Genomic DNA, 22,916 nt, shown 5'->3' with positions numbered 1-22,916 from the left:
TCGATTCGCGAAGTACGGGGGCCTAAAGAGCATCAGTGTGGCTATGACGAAGGCTCTCACAATCCCTGAGTCGTCGGATCGAGTTCCCGTGCCAAACGAGGCCGATCGGGATGCTGCTTCGGGCAGGATGCGGGCCGTCTGCGGCCCACCACCTCATGCGTGTGGGTCGAGGTGCGGTTCGTGGTGCGAATTCCTGAGATCGATGGTGGATCACGTGTGCGATGGGTGCAGTCGCGTGACTAGAACCGCTTGTGGAGAGCGGATGCGACGCTGTACGTCCTACTCGTAATGAGAAGGTCTTCAGTTCGTTCCGGGCATCTGATGTGCCTCCCGCAATAGTTTGGTGCATATCGTCCGGCTTGAACCTGGTCGTACGGTTCACTTGGTGCGTTGATCCTCGCTTGAAGACGTCGATTCTGAACTCATGCGGAAAGAGAAGCGAGACACGCGAGGCGCCCAGCGGCGGTAGGCATCGATGCGCGTGACTGTCACGTAGTCACGGGCTAGTTGAGAGGTTTGCTCGAGTCCTGGGATTGTATCGAGTAGCTGCCAAATATCGCGGTCGGAAGGGGAGATAGTTAGTTCTTTGAATAGGTTTTGGGCGGCTGCGGGGCGCCCGATCAGGATGCTGAGCAATAGGATGGCGGCTTGGTATTCATTGCCCCCCTTGACCTCCGGGTCTTCTTGCGGGAGGAAGGCTTGGATCTCACTGTCTGGTACGGACACGCGCAACATTCGATAGATGTTGACGAGGCGTTTCGCGGCTCGCGGTGTCGGGACGAGGTCGTTGACTTTACCGAGTAGGTCTTGCTCGGGTTTTGTAATCGATAATGATTCGGGTCGAGGTGGCGTTGCTTCAATTGCTGCAGGATCGGTTGGCTCAGTCGAGCCTCCAGCCCCTACTGAGGCCTCGGTGGTGGCGGGATGGGCCCCAGTCCCTAGTTGGTCGCCATCGACGTTGCTCAACACTTCCGGGGCAGGCGAGCCGGGAACGCCGGTCGCACGGGCGGCTTCAGTGTCTGGGCTTGGTGGCGGGGTCAGAGCGATGATGAGGTCTTGGTAGCGACGTCGTGTCATCGGGCCTAGCGCGAACGGGATCTGGAAGATCTTCTCAAGGTAGCTGTCCGACGCGTCTAGGAGGTTGTCGTAATGCGCTGCGACTGACTTTGTCAGCCACCGGTTGTCGACTCCGACGACGACAACAAAGAGCTCGAATGCAAGCAGCAAGTGGACGGCCTGCAACACCTCGACGACCTTGTCATGTGGGCAGCGGTCGAGGTCATCCACATACAGGAAGATTCTGTCCACGTCGGGGACTTCGTTGCCACTGGTGGTGGACAGGTCCGCGGCTTCTGCCTGGTGCTGTTGCCCGCGAGGCCTGGCGCTGGGCATCAGGCTGACTAGGTCCTCGAAGTCGCGGCGCACCCTCGACATCACACCTAACCTGTCACGATAATCTGAACTGGCAGCACGCTCACGCACGAGTTTCTGTAGTTGATGCCCTTTGTTGCGCGCGTCTGCGAGCTCTTGCTCTCCCAGTGACGCTTCATGCTTCGCTGCCTTCTCCGCCGCCTGCGCATCAGCCAGCTCGGCCCGCTTCTGGATCAGCGGTAGTTGGCGCGTTTTTCTTGCTTCACGCGCCCAGTACAGTACGCGCACAGTCGCGCTCAAGGCTGGCGTTAAGCCCACTATGACAGCACTTACAAATGCTAGTACCGTGACTACAGGCGGCCATTGAATAAACTTCGCTCCCGCAACTGCGAGGACAGCTAACACAACGAAAGTGGCGAGGGTTGCACGCCGATTTTGATAAAGCACTTCTTCCTTGAATAGGCGCCAGGCGACCTGCGCCTTTCCAACTGCCTGGTCAACCGCGCCGAGAGTATCTGCGAGCTGCATTGTCGGGTCGTCGGCGACCTCGGCGCCATGCTCGGCTACGTCGCGTAGCTTCCCAGGGATCTTTCCTTCACTCCTGACCGCGCGTAACGCGACGGTGAGCGCAGCTCGTGTGGCGGCGATCGGACGATTGACACTGATCTCGAGATCGCTAACCTCACGTTCTAATCGCTGCCGTTCGGACCTAGTCCGTGCGACCTTCTCTCGCGCCTGATCGAGATCGTTCAATTTGGCAGTGGTCTCATCGGGTCTTCCTGCGCGGGCCAGTTCGTCGAATAGCGTCGCTGCTAGGCTTGCCCACAAGTCTGTGTCAACATAGTGCCAGGCATTGAAGCGCACCTGACGGACTTCCTTGCAATACGGCCAGGCATCTGGTCGGCCTGCCTTAGCGAGCGAGGCTAGCTCGTCGATCCGTTCTTGCATGAGTGCCATAAAGAAGCTCTTGCCGCTGCCCCAGTCACCGAACAGACCAACGGCCAGTGGTAGCGGTGTGTCGCGCGCAAGCAATACCGACACGAGCATCTCAACGTCGGACGCCGCACCGAGCTTGTCTGCTCCCTTGACCCGCCCATCGCCTGGTTCTGGAACCGTGTCCGCCATCGCGCCGGGCAGGAGTGATGGGCGGGACGACGAGACGATGTCGTCCGATGCCGTCTCAGCGAGCTCGTCCGCGCCGCTGGGTCTTCTCGATGAAGGTGCGAGGTCGCGGAGTGCTGCGGTGTCTCCGGCATCGACAGCCTGCTGGTAGTAGGTCTGTGCGCTAACAGAGTCGCCGGCTTGCTCTCGCAATCGTGCGAGGTCGCGGAGTGCTGCGGTGTCTCCGGAGTCGGCTGCTCGCTGGTAGTAGACCTGCGCGTCGTGGAGGTCGCCGGCCTGCTCTCGCAGACGTCCGACCTCGCGGAACTTCGCCGTGTCCGAAGCTATGGACAGGTTGACCTGACTGTCGCCGACTGAGCTATGGGAAGCAGATGGCAGATTCGTCTCGACGGGACGAGCCTGTCCCCGAATCAAATACTCAGCGACATCCGCGCCGAAGTCCGTAACGCACGTTTTTCCCGAGGCCGTAAGGGTCGGCCTGATCCAGCCGTTATGCTCTTGATCGACCCTGATAGCGTCGATCAACCGGTTCTCGTACAAGTATTCTGCTGCGAGCCGAACTTGGCGCTCGCTGTATTCGCCACCATCCTTCGTCGACGCCAGTTGCACGAAGGGCTCCAAGGTCGAAGGATTGACGCTGTTCCCTTCCTGCGCGTCGAGCCACAGCAACATCCGCCGCTCGAGATCACGCGCGAGCGCGGTCCGTCCGGTGAAATTCGCGTGCCGCGCGGGGACCTTCAGTGTTGACGGCAGATCACCAGGGAAACGGGCCCGCTTCTGCATCGCCCGGCCCTGATCGGGAAAACGCGGACGCCCGGTAGGCTTTCGTTTTCCCTCGGTGGCCGCGGCAGTCATCTCAAGGAGACGAGCCCTGGCTTTCGCTTCGTCCAGGCCGAACAGATCGAACCCGGTGACGTTGCCGAGCAGACCCGGCAGATCGCAGTCGCTGACCCGGACAGGCAGCAACTTGCGCTGTTCACTGACCGGTTGCTGCGCCCAAGCTGCCAGCCACTCATCCCTGCCGTACACCGAACCCAGATACGCCTCAGACAAGACAGCGATCGTTAGCTCCGCCTCAGCTACACCCTTAACCATGCTCTGAGTCCAGTTGCTGCCCGGCACAAAATCCCATGCCTGGACCAGGACGCTGTAGCTGTTCTCTTCGAGGACCCAAGCTATCCACTCTGCCCACACGCGATCCGCCTGGGTGTAGGAAACAAAGAAGTCCCACCCCGTACTCTCCGTCACCATCTCGGCAAGATCTCACGTTCCTGGAGAATGGTCCACACATGACCTGAAGACTCTCGCGATAGATCGAACCTCCGCGAGCTCTTGACCGCGCGTTGCTTCAGGCTGCGACGGGTCGTTCGGCTATCTGGAACGCGGACTGACAGCCGGTAGCCGTCCGGCACCGGGACCTTGCTCACTGGATCGGCTGTAACCGCGTGGTGTGCAGACGTTGTCTCACGACCGGAATGAGGCTGGGGGTCCGGGTTGGCCCGTGAGAGGCACTCAACCGCCGGCCCGGACTGCTGCTTTGCGTGGCACTACTCGTGGCACGAAAATGCGGATGAGCATGGTGGAATCCGCGTGTGATGCGGTTTGCCGTGCAAGCCAATACGCTCGTAGAGAGCGTAAGAGACGCTGTCGGTCTTCCTCGTAATGAGAAGGTCGGCCGACCGAGCAAGAGCGGCGCCTTCGCGTCTGATCAGCGAAACGACCCGATGGCGCCAGCTAGCGTTTCTCGGCCTCCTCGTCGAGTGCCGCGTCCCGACGCGTCATCAAACTCTCGACGACACCGGTAGTCCATGTCTTCAGGCCCACCTTCGCGATGACCACGGATTCGCAACCCAAGCAGATGCGTTCGGCAAGGTTTGCCCAGCCTGCAATCAGGCGGATGTGGGAGTCATGGGAGTCATCTGCGCCACCACTCGGACATCGCGGCGACCGTACCCGGCTTGTTCATTTGGGCACGGCAGACAACGATCCTTGTGACGTCTACGCCGGGCGCCAAGCAGCCGGCCTCCGCAACGTGGCCTGGCCGGGGCGCTGCGCGACGCGGGATGTCGGCTACTGCGGAGGGAGCTGCCGAACGGCTGCTTCGAGGCGCGCAACAACCTTCGGCAGCGTGTCGGAGACCGTCAGGAGCCAGCTGGCGCTCTGCTTGATGTTGACCGAGCTGAGGATCTCTGCGGCGACGGCGAGATTGCGCGCACTTTGGGCGTCGACACCGGTCTCCGATGAGGAGATCATGCCCACTAGGTACCTCAGTTCGCCGACTGTCTCCTCGGTTACCTCTCCGGTCTTCTCCAGCCGTTCGGTAATCGACTCAAGACGGTCAAGGGGCGGCTTGGCGATCGTGGCAAGGAAATCGACGAATGTGTCGGGATCCGGGACGGCGGCCACGCTGAGTGCAGCTAGCTCTGGACCGTCGTGCTCGTTCTTCCACTCCCGGAGACGCTCCGGCGGGTACCTCTCTTCGTCGCCGTCGACCTCGGTGTGGTGGGGATAGCAGAGCAGGAGAAGGTTGGAAAAGGAGTCGCGCTCTGAGGCGGCCATGCCGGGGCGGCAGCGCGCGCCCTTCACGCCGTAGATGTGCGCTACCTGAGCGTTCTTGCGATAGACGCCAGGGCGAACCTCGAGTACCACCGGCAGGATGCATCCTGGCGCGTAACATCGACCACTGCTCAACGCCCAGAGGGCAGCCTCTTGGGCAGGGTGAATCTTCTTGCGCTGTCCCGCGCCGTCAGCTCGATCCGGTGACATGGCGTAAGCATGGCAGGGTGCGGAGGGCGTGGCGCAGTGTCTGGGCGTGCTCGCCCCAGGAATCATCGTCGCTGTCGTCGCGCGCGGGGCCAAGGACATAGTCTGAACGTACTTCTCGATGGTCGCGGATGCCCGTATGTCTAGTGAGCTGCAACTCCTGCCTGAGTGTGCCAGGAAAGTGTCCGGATCCCGGCGCCGCCCAGGCGAGCGAGAAGGGAATCGAATTGGTTAGGCCACGGTCCATAAGGAGTCGAGCCGCGATCAGGCAGGAGAACGAGAAGCCTCGGCGGGAGGTGCACGAGGTATATGTGAGAGCCTCCATGGGCTCGGATCCCGCACATCCTGGGTAGTAGCCATCAGATCGAGGAGGGCTCATGAGCGGCTTGGAGCCTGCCCTTATTGCTGGGGGTGGACGCCTCCTCGGAGGCCTAGCGGCGCCTGCTGCGAAGGCACTCGCACGTAAGTCGTCGTTTCGGTGGATCGTCTGGTGGCAAGTGCGGAAAAGAGTCGACTTCAAGTGCCCGTGGCGGGCCTATCGGAAGTGGCTCAAGACCATCACCGCCGAGGAACTCGCCACGCCGGTAGAGGTTATCCACGGCCTGCTGGCGAAAAGGCTCGATGACACACTGGCAAGCGCATCGAAGAACTGGGCGTCCGCGGATGACCATCTCTCCCACGCATTGCGGTTGGTGGAGCTGACGTACCCGGCCGTCGCGGCGGCGCTCGCCGATATTCAACGAGTCGAGCTGACTGAGAGCTGGGCGCAGCGCCGCAGCGTAGACGTGCGGGATCGGCTACTGCAGCTAGCAGGTCCTGGCGCTGCGATGAGCTCTGCTGACCTCGCGATGGTTCTCCAACGGCGGTCTGAGGCGCGCCGAGCGGTTCGCCTGCAGGTGTTCGAGGTCGATGAAGCGGCCCTAGGCCCGTACTTCGCCCAGATCGAGGTCCCGGATATCTCGGCCGGCGGAGTCGTGGTATTGCTAGGCGACTTCGGCGCCGGAAAGTCCGAGACCGCGGAAGTCTGGCATCGAGGCGCGATTGAGACTCTGACCGAAGATCAGGATGCGCCGTTCCCAGTGTGGTTGAGCGCCAGCGCTCTGCATGGTCAGCCGCTCGAAGACGCCGTCGAACGGCAGCTAGGCCCAGCCTGGCGCCAAGGACGGGGCGCATCGATAGCAGTTGACGGTCTGGATGAGACCGACCCAGCCACAGCGCAGACTCTGCTGGATGCCGCCCGGATCATGGCCAGAGCCCACACCAATGTTCGTGTCTTGCTGACCGCTCGCCCTGGCATCTTGTCCCCAACTCCGGCGGAGCAGGCAACGACGGCAGTCCTAGCTGAGGACGACGCGCTCAAGCTCGTCGAGTTGGCCGGTGGGAAGTCGCATGACACCTGGCGCTGGACTGCCGACATGCGTGCCACAGTGTCGAGGCCGTTCTTTGCTCTCGCGGCGGGCGCGATGCTCGGGCGGGATGAAGCTGCTCGCGGAGAAGCGGATTTGATTCGAGGCCTGGTCGAGAACGCTCTCGCGAAAGGCACCGAGCGCTCGGCGGTAACCTCTGGCGAGACTCGATCGGTCCTTGAGAACCTCGCCGTCGCGCTCACCAGGACGGGTAGGGACGGCCTGTCATTCAGCGACCGCCAGATCGCCCGTTCGAGTCGGCTCGTCGCAGACAACGCCGACGGCTCAGTCCGGTTTTCGCTGCCCATCTTCCAGCACTGGTTCGCGGCCCAGGCGATTCTCGTCGGTGACGTCCCGCCGGCGGAGGTTGTGGCGGACGCTCGAGGTTTCAGCCGGTGGCGGTGGGCGGCGGCCGTAGCCGCGCTGAGCGCTCCTGATGCTAGGCAAGTGGATGCCCTGTTGGAGACATGGGTCACCGGGAATCCAGGCGCTGCTGCATGGGTCATCAACGCGGCGTTCAGTGGACACCGGCAGTGGCGTACCGACGATAGTGAGGATCTCGACGCCACGACGAGTGGGGCCCGCCTTCTCCAGGCGCTACGCACCTGGGCCAACGCTCTGGGCCCCTTTGCTGAGGGTATCCTCCCTTACCGCATCGTTCAGGGCCCGGTCGGCTTGGGTGTCACGGTGCGCGGTCACTGGATCGACATCGCTATCTCGACGTCTCAGCCGGCAGCCGATCACGTCAGTGAGGTTCCACCTGAGGTACACGCTCTGCGCCCGGATGCGGTACCGGACTGGCAGCCGTGGTGGAGCGGTGCACCACCGGACGGTGACGCTTGGCCGTGGACGATGGTGCGAAGGATCATTGCAAGAGAGACCCTGAAAAAGTTGTCCCGCGACCCTTTCCTCGGCGCCCCGGACGGGGTCTGGGTCCAGGAGCGTCGGTTCGATCTTGCTCGCAGCCTCCTCGGCCTCGGGTCTCTGTTCCACGGGGACCTTCCCACCGACAAGGTTCGGGTCCGCGCGGCGGACCTACTAGAGCAGATTGGACGAGACCGACAGGCTCGGATCTCGCTCGGCGGTGCCGCGCTCTATTCCGGCGGGGAGCTTGAAGACCTCGTCTCGTGGATCGATGCGATCCCAGCTGGACAGATTGTGTCGCACCTCCCGCAAAAGGATGTGCAGCATCCGAAGGGCGGATTCATCTGGCACTCCTACTCACCACGGCGGCTGATGGAGTTCGAGGCCGAGGTATACGGACGCGCGTGTGAGGCGTATGACGAGGCGATGGCTCACCCATTCGCTCGGCTTGGATGGTCAATGCCAGACTCAGCGATTGCGCCGTTCGGCGTCATCCTGGAAGTGGATTTCACCCCTGGCCGGATCGGCAACATGCCCGGATTGACCTCGACGCGGGTGCCGATGGAGTTACTGCCGTCGATGGCTCCCTCTGGCGCCGAGGCGACATGGTCGGCGTCCGGGCGGTCGGTGATCACAGAGAGGCGCGAGAGCCGCTCGACAGACTTGGATCGCTACTCCGCGATTGCCGACACAGTGCGTTCATGGCTCGCTCAGCAGAACCGCGAACTGCTGGGTGGTCTGGGGTGGGGCGGCGCGGGCGCAGACGACATGTCTAAGGTGCGGCCGGCGTCCAGCCTCGCTGCACGCTGGCTCTGGAACGACCTGAAGAACGTCGGGCTCGGGGACGGTACGTTCCCACAGTTGAAGTAGGCGTCCTGCCCAGCCGACCCCTCGGCGAGTCACGTGACGCGGGTCGTGACGCGAAATGCTGTCAAACAGTGTTGGTCGAGTGGCTGGATGAGGTGGGAAGCCTGACTAGCGGAGTCTGAAGTTGGCCAGTGTTGGTGTTGGCTTGGCTCTCATGATCCCCGGGCCGAAGGCTCGAGTCCTTTGCGCGGTCGCCTATGGCAGGGCGACACGACCACATTCATGGGCTCAGCCCACGCCTGAGCTATCGGAATAGGAGCAGTCTGCCGAGAGGTTCGAGCGACCCGGCGGCTGAAGGCACATGCAATTTCACGGCAAAGCGTCACTGCAGGGGCTCAGCTCGCGCCGTGGGGGTAGAGCGCCCCGCCCGCTCAACGGATCGCTGCTCCGTCACTGCTCCGTGGGACGTTGGCAAGTGACGATCAGCGACGAGAACGGCTGAGAGTAAAACCGCCGGTGCAGGCGAGGGCAGATCGGGGTGGTCGCCGATCTGCCCTCGCCTGCACCGGCAAGATCCTCGACATCTTTGAAGGCGTCTCAGAAGGGCCTGCGCCTGGTCATCTCCCGCGCTGTTCAAGGTGACCACGGTTCCTAGCGGAGCTGTCTACGAATCTCTGCAATGTGTTGGGTGTTGTCGGAAGGCGATGAATCCTGGCGACAATTGACGATTGGTGAGTACCCCGACTCCGGGGTGCCAGCGGCAGAATCCTCTGTTTCGCGGGCGTTGAGGGTGTGTGAGTGTCGAGAAGGTTTCTGCGCAGGGGGAAGAAGCGGCGGGCGGTGACGGCGTCGTTCGGGTGGTACTTCCGGACGGGGTACCGGTGGTCTATCCACAGGTGGCGCGAGTGCTCTGCCGGATCGTCGTGCGGCTGGCGAAGATGGAGCGGCTGGTGGAGGACGCCGGCAGGACGGACGAGGAGGCATCTTGAGCGGCGATGTGTGGGCGACTTTGGATGAGTTGTTGGGGATGGAGGCGCTGGCGGCTGATGCGAGCAGCGCGGGGGTTGGCCAGTTGGCGTTCTATGGGCGGTGTTCGACTGAGGACAATCAGGATCCGGCGACCTCAAAGGCTTGGCAGATGGGGGAGGCCGCACGGTTCGTCGAGCCACTGGGCGGTGAGATCGTCGAGGAGTTCTTCGACATCGGGCAGTCGAGGTCGTTGCCTTGGGAGCGTAGGAGCGAGGCCAACCGGGTGTTGCAGGCCCTCAAAGATCCTGGGCGAGGGTGGGACGGGTTGGTGGTGGGGGAGGCGACTCGGTGTTGGTTCAGTAATCAGTTCAGCCTGACTTGGCCGAAGTTTGATCGGTATGGGGTGTCCCTGTGGATACCGAGTTTGGGTGGGCGGTTCGATCCGGAGAACACCGTGCATGACATGGCGATGACGATTACTGGTGGGTTGTCGAAGTCTGAGCGGCAGCATGTGCAGCGGCGGGTTCGGGCGGCGATGGCTGCGCAGGTGTTGATTGATGGTCGGTATCAGGGTGGCCGGCCGCCGTACGGGTATCTGGTTGCTGATGGTGGGCCTCATCCCCATCCGCGGAAGGCGCAGGAGGGGCAGCGGCTGCGGGTGTTGGTGGTGGATGACATCGCAGCGGCGGTGGTGCAGCGGATCTTCGAGATGTATCTCGCGGGGTGGGGGAGGAAGGCGATCGCTGAGCAGTTGAATCGGGATGGGTGCCGTGTCCGTCGGCGCATGCGCCGCATCAGAACCGGCATCGGAAGATGGATGGCTGGCAGCACTCGACTGTCGCCGCGATCCTCGAGAACCCGCGATACACCGGGTACGCGATCTATAGAAGGTGGCAGAAGGTCGAGGAGTTGCTTGATCCGGAAGATGTTGCCGCGGGCTACATCGCGAGGTTTCGGCGCTCGCCCCAGGCGAAGATTGTGCGGTCACGGGAGCCGGCGCATCCGGTGATCGTGTCGGTGGATACGTTCACCGCGGTTCAGCTGGAAAAGCGGAAGAGGCGGAGCGGTGGGGTGGAGGGGTGGTCGACGCGGAGTCGGCGACGGGCACCGAAGAAGCGGACCTATGAGCTACGCGGACGAATCAAGTGCGGGATTTGTGACCGGAAGATGGAGGGAGCGGCGCGGCACAAGGAGGTGAAGTACTACCGATGCAACGCCCGGACCTTGGTGCCGGAATCGGCCACGGCGCTGGCGCATCCGCAGCAGATCTACCTTCGGGAGGATCTCGTCACGCCGGCGCTCAATCGGTGGATCGGGGAGCTGTTCGGGCCGTTGAATCGGCAGGTAACGATTGACTTACTTCTGGAGGACGACGACAGTTCGGCGCGTCGTGACGAGCATGTAGCGCAGTTGCGGGATCGCGTTGCGGCGGCCGACGTGGTGATGGGGCGGTTGCAGCGGGCGTTGGATGCGGGGTGGGATCCGGCGGCGCTGCGGGAGCAGTACAACGCTGCTGTGGCAGAGAAGCGGGCTGCTGAGACGGCCATCACGCAGATTCCTCCCGAGGCCGTGATGAGCCGGGAGGAACTGGCGGGTTACATCGATCAGCTAGGAGATATGGCCCGGGCTCTTGAGCGAGCCGATCCGGAGGAGAGGAGCCAGCTCTATGGAGCGCTAAGGCTCTCGCTGGTCTGTCACCACACCAACCAGATTGTTGATGTGGAGGTCGACCCATTGGCCGACCGTGTGGTTAAGTCGCGTGTCCGAGGGGGGACTTGAACCCCCACGTCCCGTAAAGGACACTAGCACCTCAAGCTAGCGCGTCTGCCATTCCGCCACCCGGACGAGTGGTGTCTGCCGCTGTGCGGCGTCGACTGGAGAACCTTAGCAAACCCCACGGGTGAATTTCACATCGGGCCCTGGCAGGGTGGGGGTATGACTTTTTCGAGCCCCGGTGACCAGTCGTACGGCCCTGATGCCGAGGTGGTGGAGCTGTGCAGTGAGTTGATTCGGTTCGACACCACGAACTACGGGAACGGGAAGAGCAACGGGGAGCGGGACGCCGCGGAGTATGTGGCGGCGAAGCTGGACGAGGTGGGGATCGAGTCCACGATTTATGAGTCCGAGCCTGGGCGAGCATCGTTGGTGGCGCATTGGGAGGGCGAGGACGCCACAGCCGAGCCGTTGCTGGTGCATGGGCATCTTGATGTGGTGCCGGCGGATCCGAAGGACTGGAAGGTTGATCCGTTCGCGGGGGAGATCTTCGACGGGTGCGTGTGGGGGCGCGGCGCGGTCGACATGAAGGACTTCGACGCGATGGTGCTGTCGGTGGTCCGGGCTCGTCAGCGGGCGGGCGTGAAGCCGCGGCGGCCGGTACGGCTGGTGTTCACGGCGGACGAGGAGGCCGGCGGGCTGTACGGCGCGCAGTGGCTGATCAAGAACCACCCGGAGACCATCTCGGACTGCACCGAGGGGATCGGTGAGGTCGGCGGGTTCTCGGTGACGATGAAGGACGACCTGCGCCTGTACCTCATCGAGACCGCCGAAAAGGGTATGAACTGGATGCGCCTGAAGGCGCGCGGCACGGCCGGCCACGGATCGATGGTCAACAACGACAACGCCGTGACGAACCTCGTCGAGGCGGTCACCCGGATCGGCAACCACGAGTGGCCGTTGCGGTTGACGCCGACCGTCAAGGAGTTCCTCGCGACGCTTGAGGATGTACTCGGTACCGAGCTCGATCCCGAGGACATGACCGAGACGCTGGCCAAGCTGGGCAGCTTCAGCCGGATGTTCGGGGCAACCATCCGCAACACCGCGAACCCGACGATGCTCAACGCCGGCTACAAGGTCAACGTGATCCCCGGCGACGCCGAGGCGCACATCGACGGGCGGTTCCTGCCCGGGTACGAGGACGAGTTCTTCGCCACCATCGACGAGTTGCTCGGCGACAAGGTGCAGCGCGAGACGGTGATCGAGGACATCGCGCTGGAGACCAGCTACGACGGCCGGCTGGTCGAGATCATGAAGTCGGTACTCACGGCAGAGGACCCGCAGAGCCGGACCGCGCCGTTGCTGATGTCAGGCGGTACGGATGCCAAGTCCTGGTCCCGTCTGGGCGTCCGCTGCTTCGGCTTCGTACCGCTCCAGCTCCCGCCGGACCTCGACTTCATGGGCATGTTCCACGGCATCGACGAGCGCGTCCCGACCGCCTCCCTCGAGTTCGGCTCCCGAGTCCTCGACCGCTTCTTCACCGAGGCCTGACGTGCAGTTCTGACAGGTACCTGCAACGGACTGCTTTCTGTCCGTGTCGCCCGGTAGCGTTGGGTGTACGGAGAGAGAGCAGGGGTGGATGGGTGAGGCAGAGGATTCCGAGCTGGTCGACGGACCGGAACTGGTCGAGGAGGAGGCGCTCGAGACGGTCATCATCACTGCGGTGGTGACGGCTGCGGTGGTGCCGTTCGTCCAGACCTTGGTGCAGAAGGCGGCGGAGGATACGTACGACGCTGTGCGCGACCTGCTGCGACGCAGGTACCGCGAGGCGCGGGTCACGGGCAAAGAGCAAGCCGGCCCGGCACGGACCCTGCTGGTGGTGAAGAACGACGACCCCGGGCTGGACCTCAAGCTGTATGCCGAGCCCGACATGGACGATGCGGCGATCCGGGCTCTGCTGGAGCTCGACCTGAGCGAGGCGACGCGCGACCGGCGCACGAAGGTCCGCGTCTATTGGGACGGTCATGCCCGGCGCTGGCAGGTTGACGGCGGCTGACGACTGGGGGACAGGATGCTGGTCGGAGCTGTATCCGAGGAGTGTTTTCACTGCGTTGCCTACCGAGAGGTGCCGGGCAAGGATCACCTGAGCGACTTCATGAAGAGCGTCAGCGGCACGGTCTGTCTGCTCTGCGGGGTACGGACGAAGACGTTCTGGCTGGTGATGGACTCCAGCGTGGTGGCCGCGGCCAGAGCGGGCGAGTCGCCGTACGGGCAATCCGCCGGCGGCTTCGACGAGTTCAGCCGGCACCTGACGGCGCCCGGCGGGACCTCCGCGGCGGCGGGACTGCTGCGTGGTCAGCTGTCCAAGCAGGCGGATGGCCGTCGGCGGTCCGTGCTCGAAGCGGTGAGCGACATGGTGCGAGCCGACTACGCCTTCGACAGCGGCGAGAAGGCGATGGAGGCCGGCGACACGGCGAAGGCTGCCAAGGCGTACAAGATCTCCGCCGGCACGGGGAAACCGGCGGGGTATCGGGCCGCCGTGCGGCTGGGCGAACTCGCCGCGGCGGCTGGTGACAGCAAGGCTGCCATCAAGTGGTACCGGCAAGCGACGGCGACGGCCGAAACCGATGTGAAAGCTGTCGCTCACCTCTACCTGGGAAACGCACTGCGCGGGGCGAACAGGCTGGCGGAGGCATACGACGCGTACCGGCCGGCAATCGTCGATGGACCGGTGGCGGTCCGGGGCCTCGCCGCCTGCCGAGCAGGGCAGGCTCTCGAGAACCTGGGACGGCCGGAAGAGGCGAAGGTGGCGTACCGCCAGGCGCTGACGCTCGGGACGCACGGCGCGGCCGAGGCCGCGGTGGACCTCGGCGCTCTCGCGGAGGACGACGGCGACTGGGCGCAGGCCCGCAAGTTCGCCGAGTACGCCGTCAAGTCGGATGAGCCGCGTCCGGTCCAGCACGGCGCGTTCAACCTCGCGCGGTACTGGGAGCACCGTCGCCGCAGCCGCAAGGCCCGCAAGTACTACAGAATCGCGGCTCGAGGAGATGACGAGGCGCTGGCCTTGCGGGCGCGGGCGGCGTTGAGGGCGCTTTGAGCGGGACACCGATCGAGCAGGAGTATCGGGAGCTGTTGCGTGGCGAGGGTTATGGGCAGCTGCTGGAGCCGCCGAGTCGGGAGATCGTCCGGCACTTCATCGAGCAACTGTCGCCGGCCGAGCGGGAGTTCATGGGCGACCTGGTCGAGGAGCAGATTGCGACCGGCTACCGGGCCGAGTACGAGAATCCGTTCGACGACCTGCACGCGCAGCTCCGATCGACGATGCGTGCGAGCGGTCTCGAAGTACCGGATCCCGTGTATGTGGGGGAGTATCCGCATCACGCGTACAACGCGCAGGCACGGCGGGCTCGCACCGGGACCCTGATCCTGCTGAACACCGGGCTGCGGACGTTGCTCGACCGCGTCGCCTTGCTGCTCAGTGCATCGCTGCTGACCTCCGAGCGGCAGGCGGACGGCAGCCGCCGGGACGAGCAGGCGACGGCACAGCAGCAGCGGGTCCGGGCGCAGGCTCGCGTCATGCTCGCCGAGGCGATCGTCACGTACCTGTCCCCAGGGACCGTTGAGCCGCCGGTGCGGCTCCGGCTGGCGCTGGACGAGCGGCTGGCGTTCGGACACCTGGTCATGAGGGCGGCGGAGAAGTTCACGATCGGGCATGAGCTGGGTCATCTGCTGGCCGGCCATCTGCACCAGCCGCCCGCCGCAGGCCGGGTTGATCGCGAGTACGAGGCCGACGAACTGGCAGCGCTCCTGCTCCTGCGCGAGTTGACGCCGTCGACGCCGGCCCTGCTCAAGTTCATCACCGTCGCGGGACCGTTCGTCTTCCTGGCGATCGATCACCTCGTCCAGCGGGTACAGCGCGAGGTCTTCGATCTCCCGCCCGCGTTGACCCGGCGTACGCATCCACCGTCCGACCAGCGGGCCGCCGTACTGCGTGGCCTTTTCGCCGGGTACGAAGGTGAAGCGGCCCTCCAGGTTGCCGATGCCTGCCTCACCATCCTGTCCGGGATGGAGACCGAGGTCGTCGCCACCGCGCGCAGTCTTCTCGGCGGCTAGCGGGGCCGTCGTACTGCGTTGAGGTGCATTGCTTCCCGGAGGCGGGGGAGTAGGGCCAGGAGCCGTGGCGGTGGAGTTGTGCCGGTGATCATGCTGAGGGTCAGGCGGTAGCGGAAAGGGGCGGGGACCAGGCGTTCGCCGGGGCCTAGTTCGTGGGAGAGGGCGCTTCGGGGGATCAGGGCCAGTTGGGAGCGGCGGCGGGCCATCGCGACGGTGGTGGCGAGGGTGATGCCGCGGCGGGCGTTGGCGCCGTGGGCGATCAGGCGGGCGCGGATCTCGTCGGCGCCGAGATCGTAGGTGGAGAAGGGAAGATCGCGCTCTCTGAGCGGGTACTTGCCGGTGCCGGGTGGGGCGACGCCGGCCGGTACGAACAGGACCAGCTCGTCGCGGCCGACGGGGCGGGCGACGGCGCCGCGGGGGAGTACCAGCTGGTCGGCGATCGCGATGAACGCGGCATCCATGGTGCCTTCGGCAACGAGTTCGACCAGGTGCCGGCCGTGGTCGACGTCCTGGTCGATGCCGACGTCGGGGAGTTCGGCGTCGAGGACCGGGAAGAGGATCGGTGCGAGGCTGGCGAACGTACCGATGGAGAGGCGCTCGCCGGCGACGGCTGCCCGGGTGGCGTCGTACACCTCGTCGAGGTGGCCGAGGATGTGCTCGGCCCGGCGGGCGAGTTCGTGGCCGGCGGCGGTGGGCCGGGCTCCCCGGGTGTCGCGGGCGAAGAGGCTGGTGCCGCAGCTGCGTTCGATCCGGGCCAGACGCTGGGATGCGGACGGTTGGGAGATCCGCAGTTCGCGGGCGGCGGTACCGACCGAACCGGTCCTGCTGATCGCCAGGACGAGCTGCAGGTCCTCGATCGAGGGTAATGAAGCCATAGGCCCAGCCTATGACCGATCGTTCGTTGCTGCCGGCTACCAGGGATCACGGCAGGGACGGACGATCGAGAGTGTGAAAGCTCGTCGGGATGCGTTGTTCCTGTTGGCAGGCAGCTGTTCTGCGGACCTTGCCGTTCGGTTCACGCAGGTTGCGTTGCCGTTGGTGGTGTTGCAGCAGACGGGGTCAGTGGCTGCGACCGGGTTGGCCGGTGGGTGCGCTGGGATCCCGGTTCTGTTGTCGCCGTGGTGGGCTCGGCGGGCGAGGCAGTGGGTTGATTCGGGGACGCGGCTGGCGATTCTGGCCGTTGTTCAGGCGGCGGCGCTGGCGATGGTTCCGGCGGCGGCGATGTTCGGATTGCTGCAGGCGTGGGTGCTGGTCGCTAGTGGGTTGCTGCTGGGGTGTGGAGACGCCTTGTCGAGTCCCGGGCGGAGTGCATTGCTTGCTGATATCGGCGATCGGTGGGGTCCGGATCGGGCTGTCGTTCTGCTGACTTGGCAGGACGGGATCCGGCGGGTCGGGATGGTGGTGGGAGCGCCGCTCGGGGCGTTGGCGGTGGCTGCTGGGTTCACGGACGCGTTGTTGTGGGTCGAGGCGGTCGCGGTACTGATGGCAGGGCTGCTCGCGATCGGGATCGTCGGGGAGCGCTCTCCAGCCATGGCCGTGGTGCCTTCGATCCGGGGCAGCCTGGCTGGCCGGCCTGACGTCCTGTACGGCTGGATCGCGCGCGGGACGGGATCCTTCACCTGGTTCGCGTTTCCGCTCGGGTTGTCGGTGATCGGGGCCGAGCGCGGTCGGCCAGGGGTGTATCTCGCGGCCGGGATGTCCGGCTACGGCCTGGGGTCGGTGGTGGGCACGATGGCGTCGCTGGCCGTGGTCCGGCGGTTCTCTCCGGCGCCGCTGGCCGCTCTCGCGTGGACGCTGATGGGTCTGTGCTGGATCGGGATGGGGATCTGGACGACGCCCGCCGCGATCGCCGGGGTGGCCGCGCTCTCCGGAGCGACGCTGGTGCTCGGGATCGCCGCGATCTCGGTGGTGATCACGAGATCCTCGGCCGGCGCCGAGCGGCGCGCGTTGCTCTCCGGTCAGGCAGTGGTGGTGAACGCGGGGAGCGCGGCCGGTCTGCTGATCGGCGGTCCGGTGATCGCGGCGGCCGGTGCTGAGCACACGCTGGTCGGTTCCGGGCTGCTCACCGCGCTGGTCGCTCTCGGAGTGCTGATCAGAAGAAAATCGGCTGCACCGGGCGGCCGGCCCTGTGAGACTGCGGATCATGTCCGAGAAGATCGTGATCACCACGCTCGCCGAGCGGCCTGAGTTGTTCGATCCGCTGGCCGAGTTCAAGGGCGGCTGGCCGGTGTTCATGCAGCAGGACCCGGTCGGCGGTGCCCTGATGGGCCGGGTGCGCGAGCTGTTCCCCGAGCACGTCCTGCTCGCGACGGAAGGCGATGAGCTGGTCGCGATCGGCCGCAGCATCCCTTTCGTGTTCCCGGACGAGGACCGTACCGAGCTGCCCACGAGCGGCTGGGACCGGGCGCTGATCTGGGGAGCGGCCGATCACCGCAAGGGCCGGACACCGACGGTGGCGAGCGCCTTGGAGATCTCGGTCCGGGCCAGCCACCTGGGCCAGGGGCTGTCCCACACGATGCTCGCGACGATGCGTGCCAATGTCCGGTCGATGGGCCTCAAGACGCTCTACGCGCCGGTCCGCCCGAACGGCAAGCAGGATCCCAGGCAGCCAATGGCCGAGTACCTCGAACAGGTCCGCGACGACGGCCTGCCGGTCGATCCGTGGCTGCGGGTGCACGTGAAGGCAGGCGGCAAGATCCTGCGCACGGCGGAGACCTCGATGGTGATGGCCGGCTCGCTGGCCGAATGGCGCGAATGGACCGGCCTGCCGTTCGACCGCACGGGCGAGGTCATCGTCCCGAAGGCGCTGGTTCCCGTGCATTGTGACCTCGACCACAATTACGCGGTGTACGTCGAACCCAACGTCTGGGTCCGGCACGACCTCTAGGCTCAACCTCTAAAGCGTGCGCATCACCTTGATGATGCGGCGGCGGAGCCAGACCCGGCGGGTGCCGTCGGGGTAGCGCCTCAGCCGGGCGAGCTCCCAGCCGCCGTACTCGGCGTGCTCGGTGAGCAGCCGCCGCACAGCCCCGCGCGTCTCCGTCCTCGACACCTCGAACTGCTGCAACTCGTATTCGGCCATCCGCACCTCCGAACCTTCCGGAACAAGCATTACCTCACGAAACGTCCTCCAGCGCCGCCACGATGGCCGGCGGCAGGGTGAGTTCCTCCACACCCAGGACCGACTTCAGCTGCATCGCCGTCCGGGCCCCGACGATCGCCGCGGTCACCCCGGGCCGGTCCCTGACCCAGGTGAGTGCCACCTCGAGCGGGGTCCAGCCCAGTCCGTCAGCGGCACGGGCGACCGCTTCCACGATGCCCGAACCTCGCCCGTCGAGATAGGGGTCGACGAATCTGGACAGATGCTGAGACGCCGCCCGCGAGTCAGCAGGGATGCCGGTCCGGTACTTCCCAGTCAACACACCCCGCCCAAGCGGCGACCACGCCAGTACGCCGATGCCGAGCCCACCAGCAGCCCGGATGGCGTCCGCCTCGGCGTCCCGGGCGAGCAGGGAGTACTCCACCTGGTTCGACACCGGTACTGCGCGTCCCGGCCAGGCCTGCTGCCAGGTGACCGCCCGGGCCGACTTCCAGCCGGCGTAGTTGGACACACCGACGTACCGGACCTTGCCGGAGCTCACTGCGTGGTCGAGCGCCGACAGCGTCTCCTCCAGCGGTACGTCGTCCGACCAGGTGTGCAGCTGCCACAGGTCGATGTAGTCGACGTTCAGCCGCCGCAGGGAGCCCTCCAGGTCGCGCAGGAGTGCGCCGCGGGAGGTGTCTGTGATCCGCTCGCCCCGCCGGACGCTGAACCCGGCCTTGGTCGCGATCACCAGGTCGTCGCGGTCCACCACGTCGCCGAGCAGCGACCCGATCAGCCGCTCACTGTCACCGTCCCCGTACGCCGCTGCCGTGTCGACCAGGGTGCCACCGGCGGCCACGAACGCCGCGAGCTGCTCGCGCGCCTCATGTTCGTCGGTGTCGCGTCCCCAGGACATGGTTCCCAGGCCGAGCCTGCTCACCGTGAGGCCACTGTGACCGAGATAGCGCTGCTGCATGGAGCGAGCCTATTGCGGGCCACCGACATGGGCTCGTTAGGCTCGCCTGTCATGCGACTCGGACTCAACATCGGCTTCGTCTTCGGTGGCGACGACCACCTCGATCATCTGAGGCTGGTGAAGGAGGCCGAGGCACTCGGATTCTCGGTCACCTGGGCCGCGGAGGCGTACGGCTCGGACGCCGCCACGCTGCTCAGCTGGATAGCCGCCCAGACCTCCACCATTGACATCGGGGCGGCGGTGTTCCAGATCCCGGCCCGGACCCCGGCGATGACTGCGATGACCGCGGCGACCCTGGACCGGCTCTCCAACGGCCGGTTCCGGCTCGGTCTCGGCGTGTCGGGCCCGCAGGTGTCCGAGGGCTGGCACGGCGTACGGTTTGCTCAGCCGTTGCTCAGGACGCGTGAGTACGTTGAGATCGTGAACTCGGCGATGCGCAGGGAGACGGTCGCGTTCGAGGGCAAGTACTTCACCCTGCCGCTGCCCGACGGCCCCGGCAAGCCGCTCAAGCTGTCCATCCGGCCGGTCCGTGACCACGTGCCGGTCTACCTGGCCGCGGTCGGCCCGAAGAACCTCGAGCTGGCCGGCGAGATCGCCGACGGCTGGCTCGGCATCCTCAACGACCCGGCCTACCTGGGAGAGCAGTTGAACCTGATCAAGGCAGGTCGAGAGACCCGTCAGGAAGGCCTCGGGATGGACGGGTTCGACGTGGTCGCGTCGGTACCGGTCGTGGTCGGGGACGACATCGAGGCCGGCGCGGAACCGATCCGCGGCTACACCGCGCTCTACATCGGCGGGATGGGCAGCCGGGAGAAGAACTTCTACAACAACCTGGCCGTCCGGATGGGGTACGCCGACGAGGCCAAGGAGATCCAGGACCTGTACCTGGCCAAGAAGCACCGCGAGGCGATGGCCGCCGTACCGCTCGGCTTCATCGACTCCATCTCGCTGCTCGGCGGCAAGGAGCGGATCGCCGAGAAGCTCACGGCGTACTCCGAAGCCGGTACGACGACAGTCGCCCTGACCCCCTTCGAGCCGACCGTCGAGCAGCGGATCGCCACGCTGCGGACGGTCGCCGAGGCACTCGACCTCGCCGGGATCGGTGACTGAGCACCGATGACGATCTGGGACGCCATCATCCTCGGCATTGTCGAGGGCCTGACCGAATTCCTGCCCGTCTCCAGCACGGGCCACCTGACCATCGCGTCGAAGCTGCTCGGCATGAAGATCGACGACCCGGCCGTCACCGCGTTCACCGCGGTGATCCAGTTCGGCGCGATCGCGGCCGTCGTGCTCTACATGTGGAAGGACATCAGCCGGTACGCCGTCGCCTGGTTCCGCGGGCTGCGCCACCCCGAGCACCGGGGCGAGTTCGACCACCGGATGGGCTGGTTCGTGATCGTCGGCTCGCTGCCGATCTGCATCATCGGCTTCCTGGCGAAGGACATCATCTCCGGCCCGCTGCGCAGCATGTGGTGGGTCGCGGGCTCGCTGATCGTCTGGTCGTTCTTCATGGTCGCGGCCGAGAGGCTGGGCAGCAAAGCCCGGCCGCTCACCCGGATCACGCTGATCGACGCGGTCGTGATGGGCCTGATCCAGTGCCTGGCGCTGATCCCGGGTGTGTCCCGCTCCGGCGCGACCATCACGGCCGGTCTGTTCCGCGGCCTCGACCGGGTCGCCTCGACCCGGATGGCATTCCTGCTCGGTATCCCGGCGCTGGTCGGCGCGGCGGTCTTCGAGCTGAAGGATGCGCTCGGCGGCGACATCGGCCCGGTACCACTGCTGGTCGGCACGATCGTCAGCTTCATCGTCGGCTACGCCTCGGTCGCCTGGCTGATCCGCTTCGTCGCCAAGCACTCGACGTCGATCTTCGCCTTCTACCGGGTGCTGCTCGGCATCGTCATCCTGATCCTGCTGGCCACCAGCACCATCACGGCGACCTGACGGAAGTACCGCCTGTACTACGAAGTGCGGGCGGTACTACGAAGGGCCGAGCCAGCCGGCCTTGCGGAAGCCGGCGTACATCGTGGTGCAGGTGACGAGCATCAGTGTGACGACGGCGTAGTAGCCGTAGTGCCAGGTCAGTTCGGGCATGTTGTGGAAGTTCATGCCGTAGATGCCGGCGATCATCGTGGGGGCCGCTGCGATCGCCACCCAGGCAGAGATGCGGCGCATGTCGTCGTTCTGCTGGACCGAGACGCGGGCCAGGTGTGCGTTGAGGGCCGAGGTGAGCAGCGTGTCGAGCGCGTCGGTCTGGTCGGAGACCCGGATCACGTGGTCGGCGACGTCGCGGAAGAACGGCGCGGCCTCGTGGCTGATCCCCGGTACGGAGCCGTGCGCGAACGCCTCGATCGGCTCCCGCAGCGGGATGATCGCGCGGCGCATCTCCAGCACCTCGCGCTTGAGGGTGTAGATCCGTTCCGCGTCGCTGGTGCGCTCGGGGGAGAACACCGAGGTCTCCACCTCGTCGACATCGACCTCGACGGCCTCGGCGACCGTCTCGAAGCCGTCCACGATGGAGTCGCAGATCGCCCAGAGCACCGCGGCCGGGCCGTGGCCGAGTACGGAGGCACGGTCCTCGAGGTCCTGGCGGGCGGTGGTCAAGGGCGCGCCTTCGCCGTGCCGGACGGTCACGACGTACCGGCGGCCGACGAAGATGCTGACCTGGCCGGTCTCGACGGCGTCCTCCTCGTCGACGTACCAAAGTGTGCGGAGGACCATCACGAAGGAGTCGTCGTAGCGATCGACCTTGGGCCGCTGATGGGGTTCGAGGGCGTCCTCGACGGCGAGCGGATGGAGGTCGAACAGCGCCTGGACGCGGGCCAGCTCGGCCTCGGTCGGCTCGTAAAGGCCGACCCAGCCGAACGCCTCTTGGTCGTGGCCGATGGTCCGCGCCACCGTCTCGGGGTCCTTCGGCAGGTCGTGCCGTTGACCCTCCGAATAGACCCCGCAATCCACGATCACGGACACATCATGGCATCGGTGACTTGCCCGACCGGATAACGTGCGGTCTATGCCCACGGTGATTCTGGTCCGGCACGGACGCAGCAGTGCCAATACTTCCGGCGTACTGGCCGGGCGGACGCCAGGGGTGAAGCTCGACGAGACCGGTGTCCAGCAGGCGGCCGCGGTGGCGGAGCGGCTGGCCGGCCTTCCGCTGGCCGCGATCGTGACCTCACCTCTGGACCGCTGCAAGCAGACCGCGGCGGCGATCGCCAAGCACCACCCGGAGTTGCGTCCGGCAACGGACCGGCGGCTGACCGAGTGCGGGTACGGCGACTGGACCGGAGAGAAGATCGCCACGCTGGCCAAGGACCCGCTGTGGGCCGTCGTCCAGCAGCATCCGTCGGGCGTCACGTTCCCGAACGGCGAGTCGATGCGCGGGATGCAGCAGCGCGCGGTGGACGCGATCCGCGCGCACGACGCGGCGATCGCGGCATCGCACGGGGACAACGCGGTCTGGGTGGCCGTGTCGCACGGCGACGTGATCAAGGCGATCGTGTCCGATGCCCTCGGCCAGCATCTGGACAGCTTCCAGCGGATCGTCGTCGACACCGCCTCGACCACGATCATCACCTACACCAAGACCCGCCCGTTCCTGATCCGGCTGAACGACTCGGGAAGCGAGCTGGCATCGCTGATCCCGAAGCCTCCGGCCAAGGCGAAGGGACGCGCCAAGAAGTCCGCAGTGCAGTCCTCCGACGCCGTAGTCGGTGGACGGTAATAGGGT

At 65.6% G+C, this 22,916-nt stretch carries 18 protein-coding genes, 1 tRNA gene and 1 pseudogene; 13 read left to right on the top strand and 7 right to left on the bottom strand.

Annotated features, from left to right (window positions below; all coding sequences use genetic code 11):
• Positions 1 to 378: 378 nt before the first annotated feature.
• Entirely contained in the window at positions 379 to 3,744 is a 3,366-nt protein-coding gene (locus tag OHA70_RS33185; RefSeq protein WP_328324404.1) for a TIR domain-containing protein, read from the bottom strand.
• Positions 3,745 to 4,563: 819 nt separating this feature from the next.
• Complete coding sequence (locus OHA70_RS33180; RefSeq protein ID WP_328324402.1) at positions 4,564 to 5,259, bottom strand: hypothetical protein; 696 nt, start codon at positions 5,257 to 5,259, stop codon at positions 4,564 to 4,566.
• A 374-nt stretch (positions 5,260 to 5,633) separates the two neighbouring features.
• Between OHA70_RS33180 and OHA70_RS33175 the strand changes: the two genes are divergently transcribed.
• From OHA70_RS33175 to OHA70_RS33165, 4 genes and pseudogenes are all read left to right on the top strand, one after another.
• The gene (locus tag OHA70_RS33175; protein ID WP_328324400.1) at positions 5,634 to 8,396 is read left to right on the top strand and encodes an NACHT domain-containing protein; all 2,763 of its coding nucleotides are present in this window, start codon (positions 5,634 to 5,636) and stop codon (positions 8,394 to 8,396) included.
• Positions 8,397 to 9,127: 731 nt separating this feature from the next.
• Positions 9,128 to 9,322 (top strand): hypothetical protein, encoded by a 195-nt coding sequence (locus OHA70_RS33170; protein ID WP_328324398.1) that lies wholly within the window; start codon positions 9,128 to 9,130, stop codon positions 9,320 to 9,322.
• A 38-nt stretch (positions 9,323 to 9,360) separates the two neighbouring features.
• A pseudogene (locus OHA70_RS39820) lies at positions 9,361 to 10,080 on the top strand (recombinase family protein); the annotation flags it as partial.
• 35 nt (positions 10,081 to 10,115) lie between these two features.
• Positions 10,116 to 11,081, top strand: coding sequence for a recombinase family protein (locus OHA70_RS33165; RefSeq protein WP_328324396.1), 966 nt, complete (start codon positions 10,116 to 10,118; stop codon positions 11,079 to 11,081).
• On the opposite strand, the gene OHA70_RS33160 is transcribed toward OHA70_RS33165, so the two are convergent.
• A tRNA-Leu gene (locus tag OHA70_RS33160) sits at positions 11,063 to 11,147 on the bottom strand. The genes OHA70_RS33165 and OHA70_RS33160 overlap by 19 nt on opposite strands.
• Before the next feature lie 90 nt (positions 11,148 to 11,237).
• On the opposite strand from OHA70_RS33160, the gene OHA70_RS33155 reads away from it, so the two are divergent.
• From OHA70_RS33155 to OHA70_RS33140, 4 genes are all read left to right on the top strand, one after another.
• Complete coding sequence (locus tag OHA70_RS33155) at positions 11,238 to 12,566, top strand: M20/M25/M40 family metallo-hydrolase (protein WP_328324394.1); 1,329 nt, start codon at positions 11,238 to 11,240, stop codon at positions 12,564 to 12,566.
• A gap of 88 nt (positions 12,567 to 12,654) precedes the next feature.
• Positions 12,655 to 13,071 carry a hypothetical protein gene (locus OHA70_RS33150; RefSeq protein ID WP_328324392.1) on the top strand — a complete coding sequence of 139 codons (417 nt, stop codon included), beginning with the start codon at positions 12,655 to 12,657 and terminating at the stop codon, positions 13,069 to 13,071.
• A 69-nt stretch (positions 13,072 to 13,140) separates the two neighbouring features.
• Positions 13,141 to 14,112: a tetratricopeptide repeat protein gene (locus OHA70_RS33145; RefSeq protein ID WP_328324390.1), complete on the top strand. Its 972-nt coding sequence runs from the start codon at positions 13,141 to 13,143 to the stop codon at positions 14,110 to 14,112.
• Entirely contained in the window at positions 14,109 to 15,128 is a 1,020-nt protein-coding gene (locus OHA70_RS33140) for a hypothetical protein (protein ID WP_328324388.1), read from the top strand. Before OHA70_RS33145 ends, OHA70_RS33140 begins: the two co-directional genes overlap by 4 nt.
• Here the strand turns inward: OHA70_RS33140 and OHA70_RS33135 are convergent.
• Positions 15,125 to 16,003 (bottom strand): LysR family transcriptional regulator, encoded by an 879-nt coding sequence (locus OHA70_RS33135; protein WP_328324386.1) that lies wholly within the window; start codon positions 16,001 to 16,003, stop codon positions 15,125 to 15,127. The two genes, OHA70_RS33140 and OHA70_RS33135, sit on opposite strands and share 4 nt — an antisense overlap.
• A 73-nt stretch (positions 16,004 to 16,076) precedes the next feature.
• Between OHA70_RS33135 and OHA70_RS33130 the strand changes: the two genes are divergently transcribed.
• Positions 16,077 to 17,315 (top strand): MFS transporter, encoded by a 1,239-nt coding sequence (locus tag OHA70_RS33130; RefSeq protein ID WP_328324384.1) that lies wholly within the window; start codon positions 16,077 to 16,079, stop codon positions 17,313 to 17,315.
• Positions 17,272 to 18,015 carry an N-acetyltransferase gene (locus tag OHA70_RS33125; RefSeq protein WP_328324382.1) on the top strand — a complete coding sequence of 248 codons (744 nt, stop codon included), beginning with the start codon at positions 17,272 to 17,274 and terminating at the stop codon, positions 18,013 to 18,015. Before OHA70_RS33130 ends, OHA70_RS33125 begins: the two co-directional genes overlap by 44 nt.
• 9 nt (positions 18,016 to 18,024) lie before the next feature.
• Here the strand turns inward: OHA70_RS33125 and OHA70_RS33120 are convergent, their stop codons facing one another.
• Together OHA70_RS33120 and OHA70_RS33115 are read right to left on the bottom strand one after the other, a co-directional pair.
• Positions 18,025 to 18,210 carry a DUF5703 family protein gene (locus OHA70_RS33120; RefSeq protein WP_185445878.1) on the bottom strand — a complete coding sequence of 62 codons (186 nt, stop codon included), beginning with the start codon at positions 18,208 to 18,210 and terminating at the stop codon, positions 18,025 to 18,027.
• Positions 18,211 to 18,244: 34 nt separating this feature from the next.
• Positions 18,245 to 19,186, bottom strand: coding sequence for an aldo/keto reductase (locus OHA70_RS33115; RefSeq protein ID WP_270138833.1), 942 nt, complete (start codon positions 19,184 to 19,186; stop codon positions 18,245 to 18,247).
• 51 nt (positions 19,187 to 19,237) lie between these two features.
• Here OHA70_RS33115 and OHA70_RS33110 point away from each other — a divergent pair, with 51 nt between their 5' ends.
• Together OHA70_RS33110 and OHA70_RS33105 are read left to right on the top strand one after the other, a co-directional pair.
• Positions 19,238 to 20,296, top strand: coding sequence for an LLM class F420-dependent oxidoreductase (locus OHA70_RS33110; protein ID WP_328324375.1), 1,059 nt, complete (start codon positions 19,238 to 19,240; stop codon positions 20,294 to 20,296).
• A gap of 6 nt (positions 20,297 to 20,302) precedes the next feature.
• Positions 20,303 to 21,130, top strand: coding sequence for an undecaprenyl-diphosphate phosphatase (locus OHA70_RS33105; protein WP_328324373.1), 828 nt, complete (start codon positions 20,303 to 20,305; stop codon positions 21,128 to 21,130).
• A gap of 36 nt (positions 21,131 to 21,166) precedes the next feature.
• Here the strand turns inward: OHA70_RS33105 and corA are convergent, their stop codons facing one another.
• Complete coding sequence (gene corA / locus OHA70_RS33100; protein ID WP_328324371.1) at positions 21,167 to 22,150, bottom strand: magnesium/cobalt transporter CorA; 984 nt, start codon at positions 22,148 to 22,150, stop codon at positions 21,167 to 21,169.
• A 49-nt stretch (positions 22,151 to 22,199) separates the two neighbouring features.
• Here corA and OHA70_RS33095 point away from each other — a divergent pair, with 49 nt between their 5' ends.
• Positions 22,200 to 22,910 (top strand): histidine phosphatase family protein, encoded by a 711-nt coding sequence (locus tag OHA70_RS33095; RefSeq protein WP_328324369.1) that lies wholly within the window; start codon positions 22,200 to 22,202, stop codon positions 22,908 to 22,910.
• Positions 22,911 to 22,916: the final 6 nt, after the last annotated feature.

It is taken from the genome of Kribbella sp. NBC_00382 (assembly GCF_036067295.1).
Taxonomy (GTDB): domain Bacteria; phylum Actinomycetota; class Actinomycetes; order Propionibacteriales; family Kribbellaceae; genus Kribbella.
The sequence above is the reverse complement of the archived record's forward strand: the minus strand, read 5'-3'. Positions and strand labels throughout refer to the sequence as shown.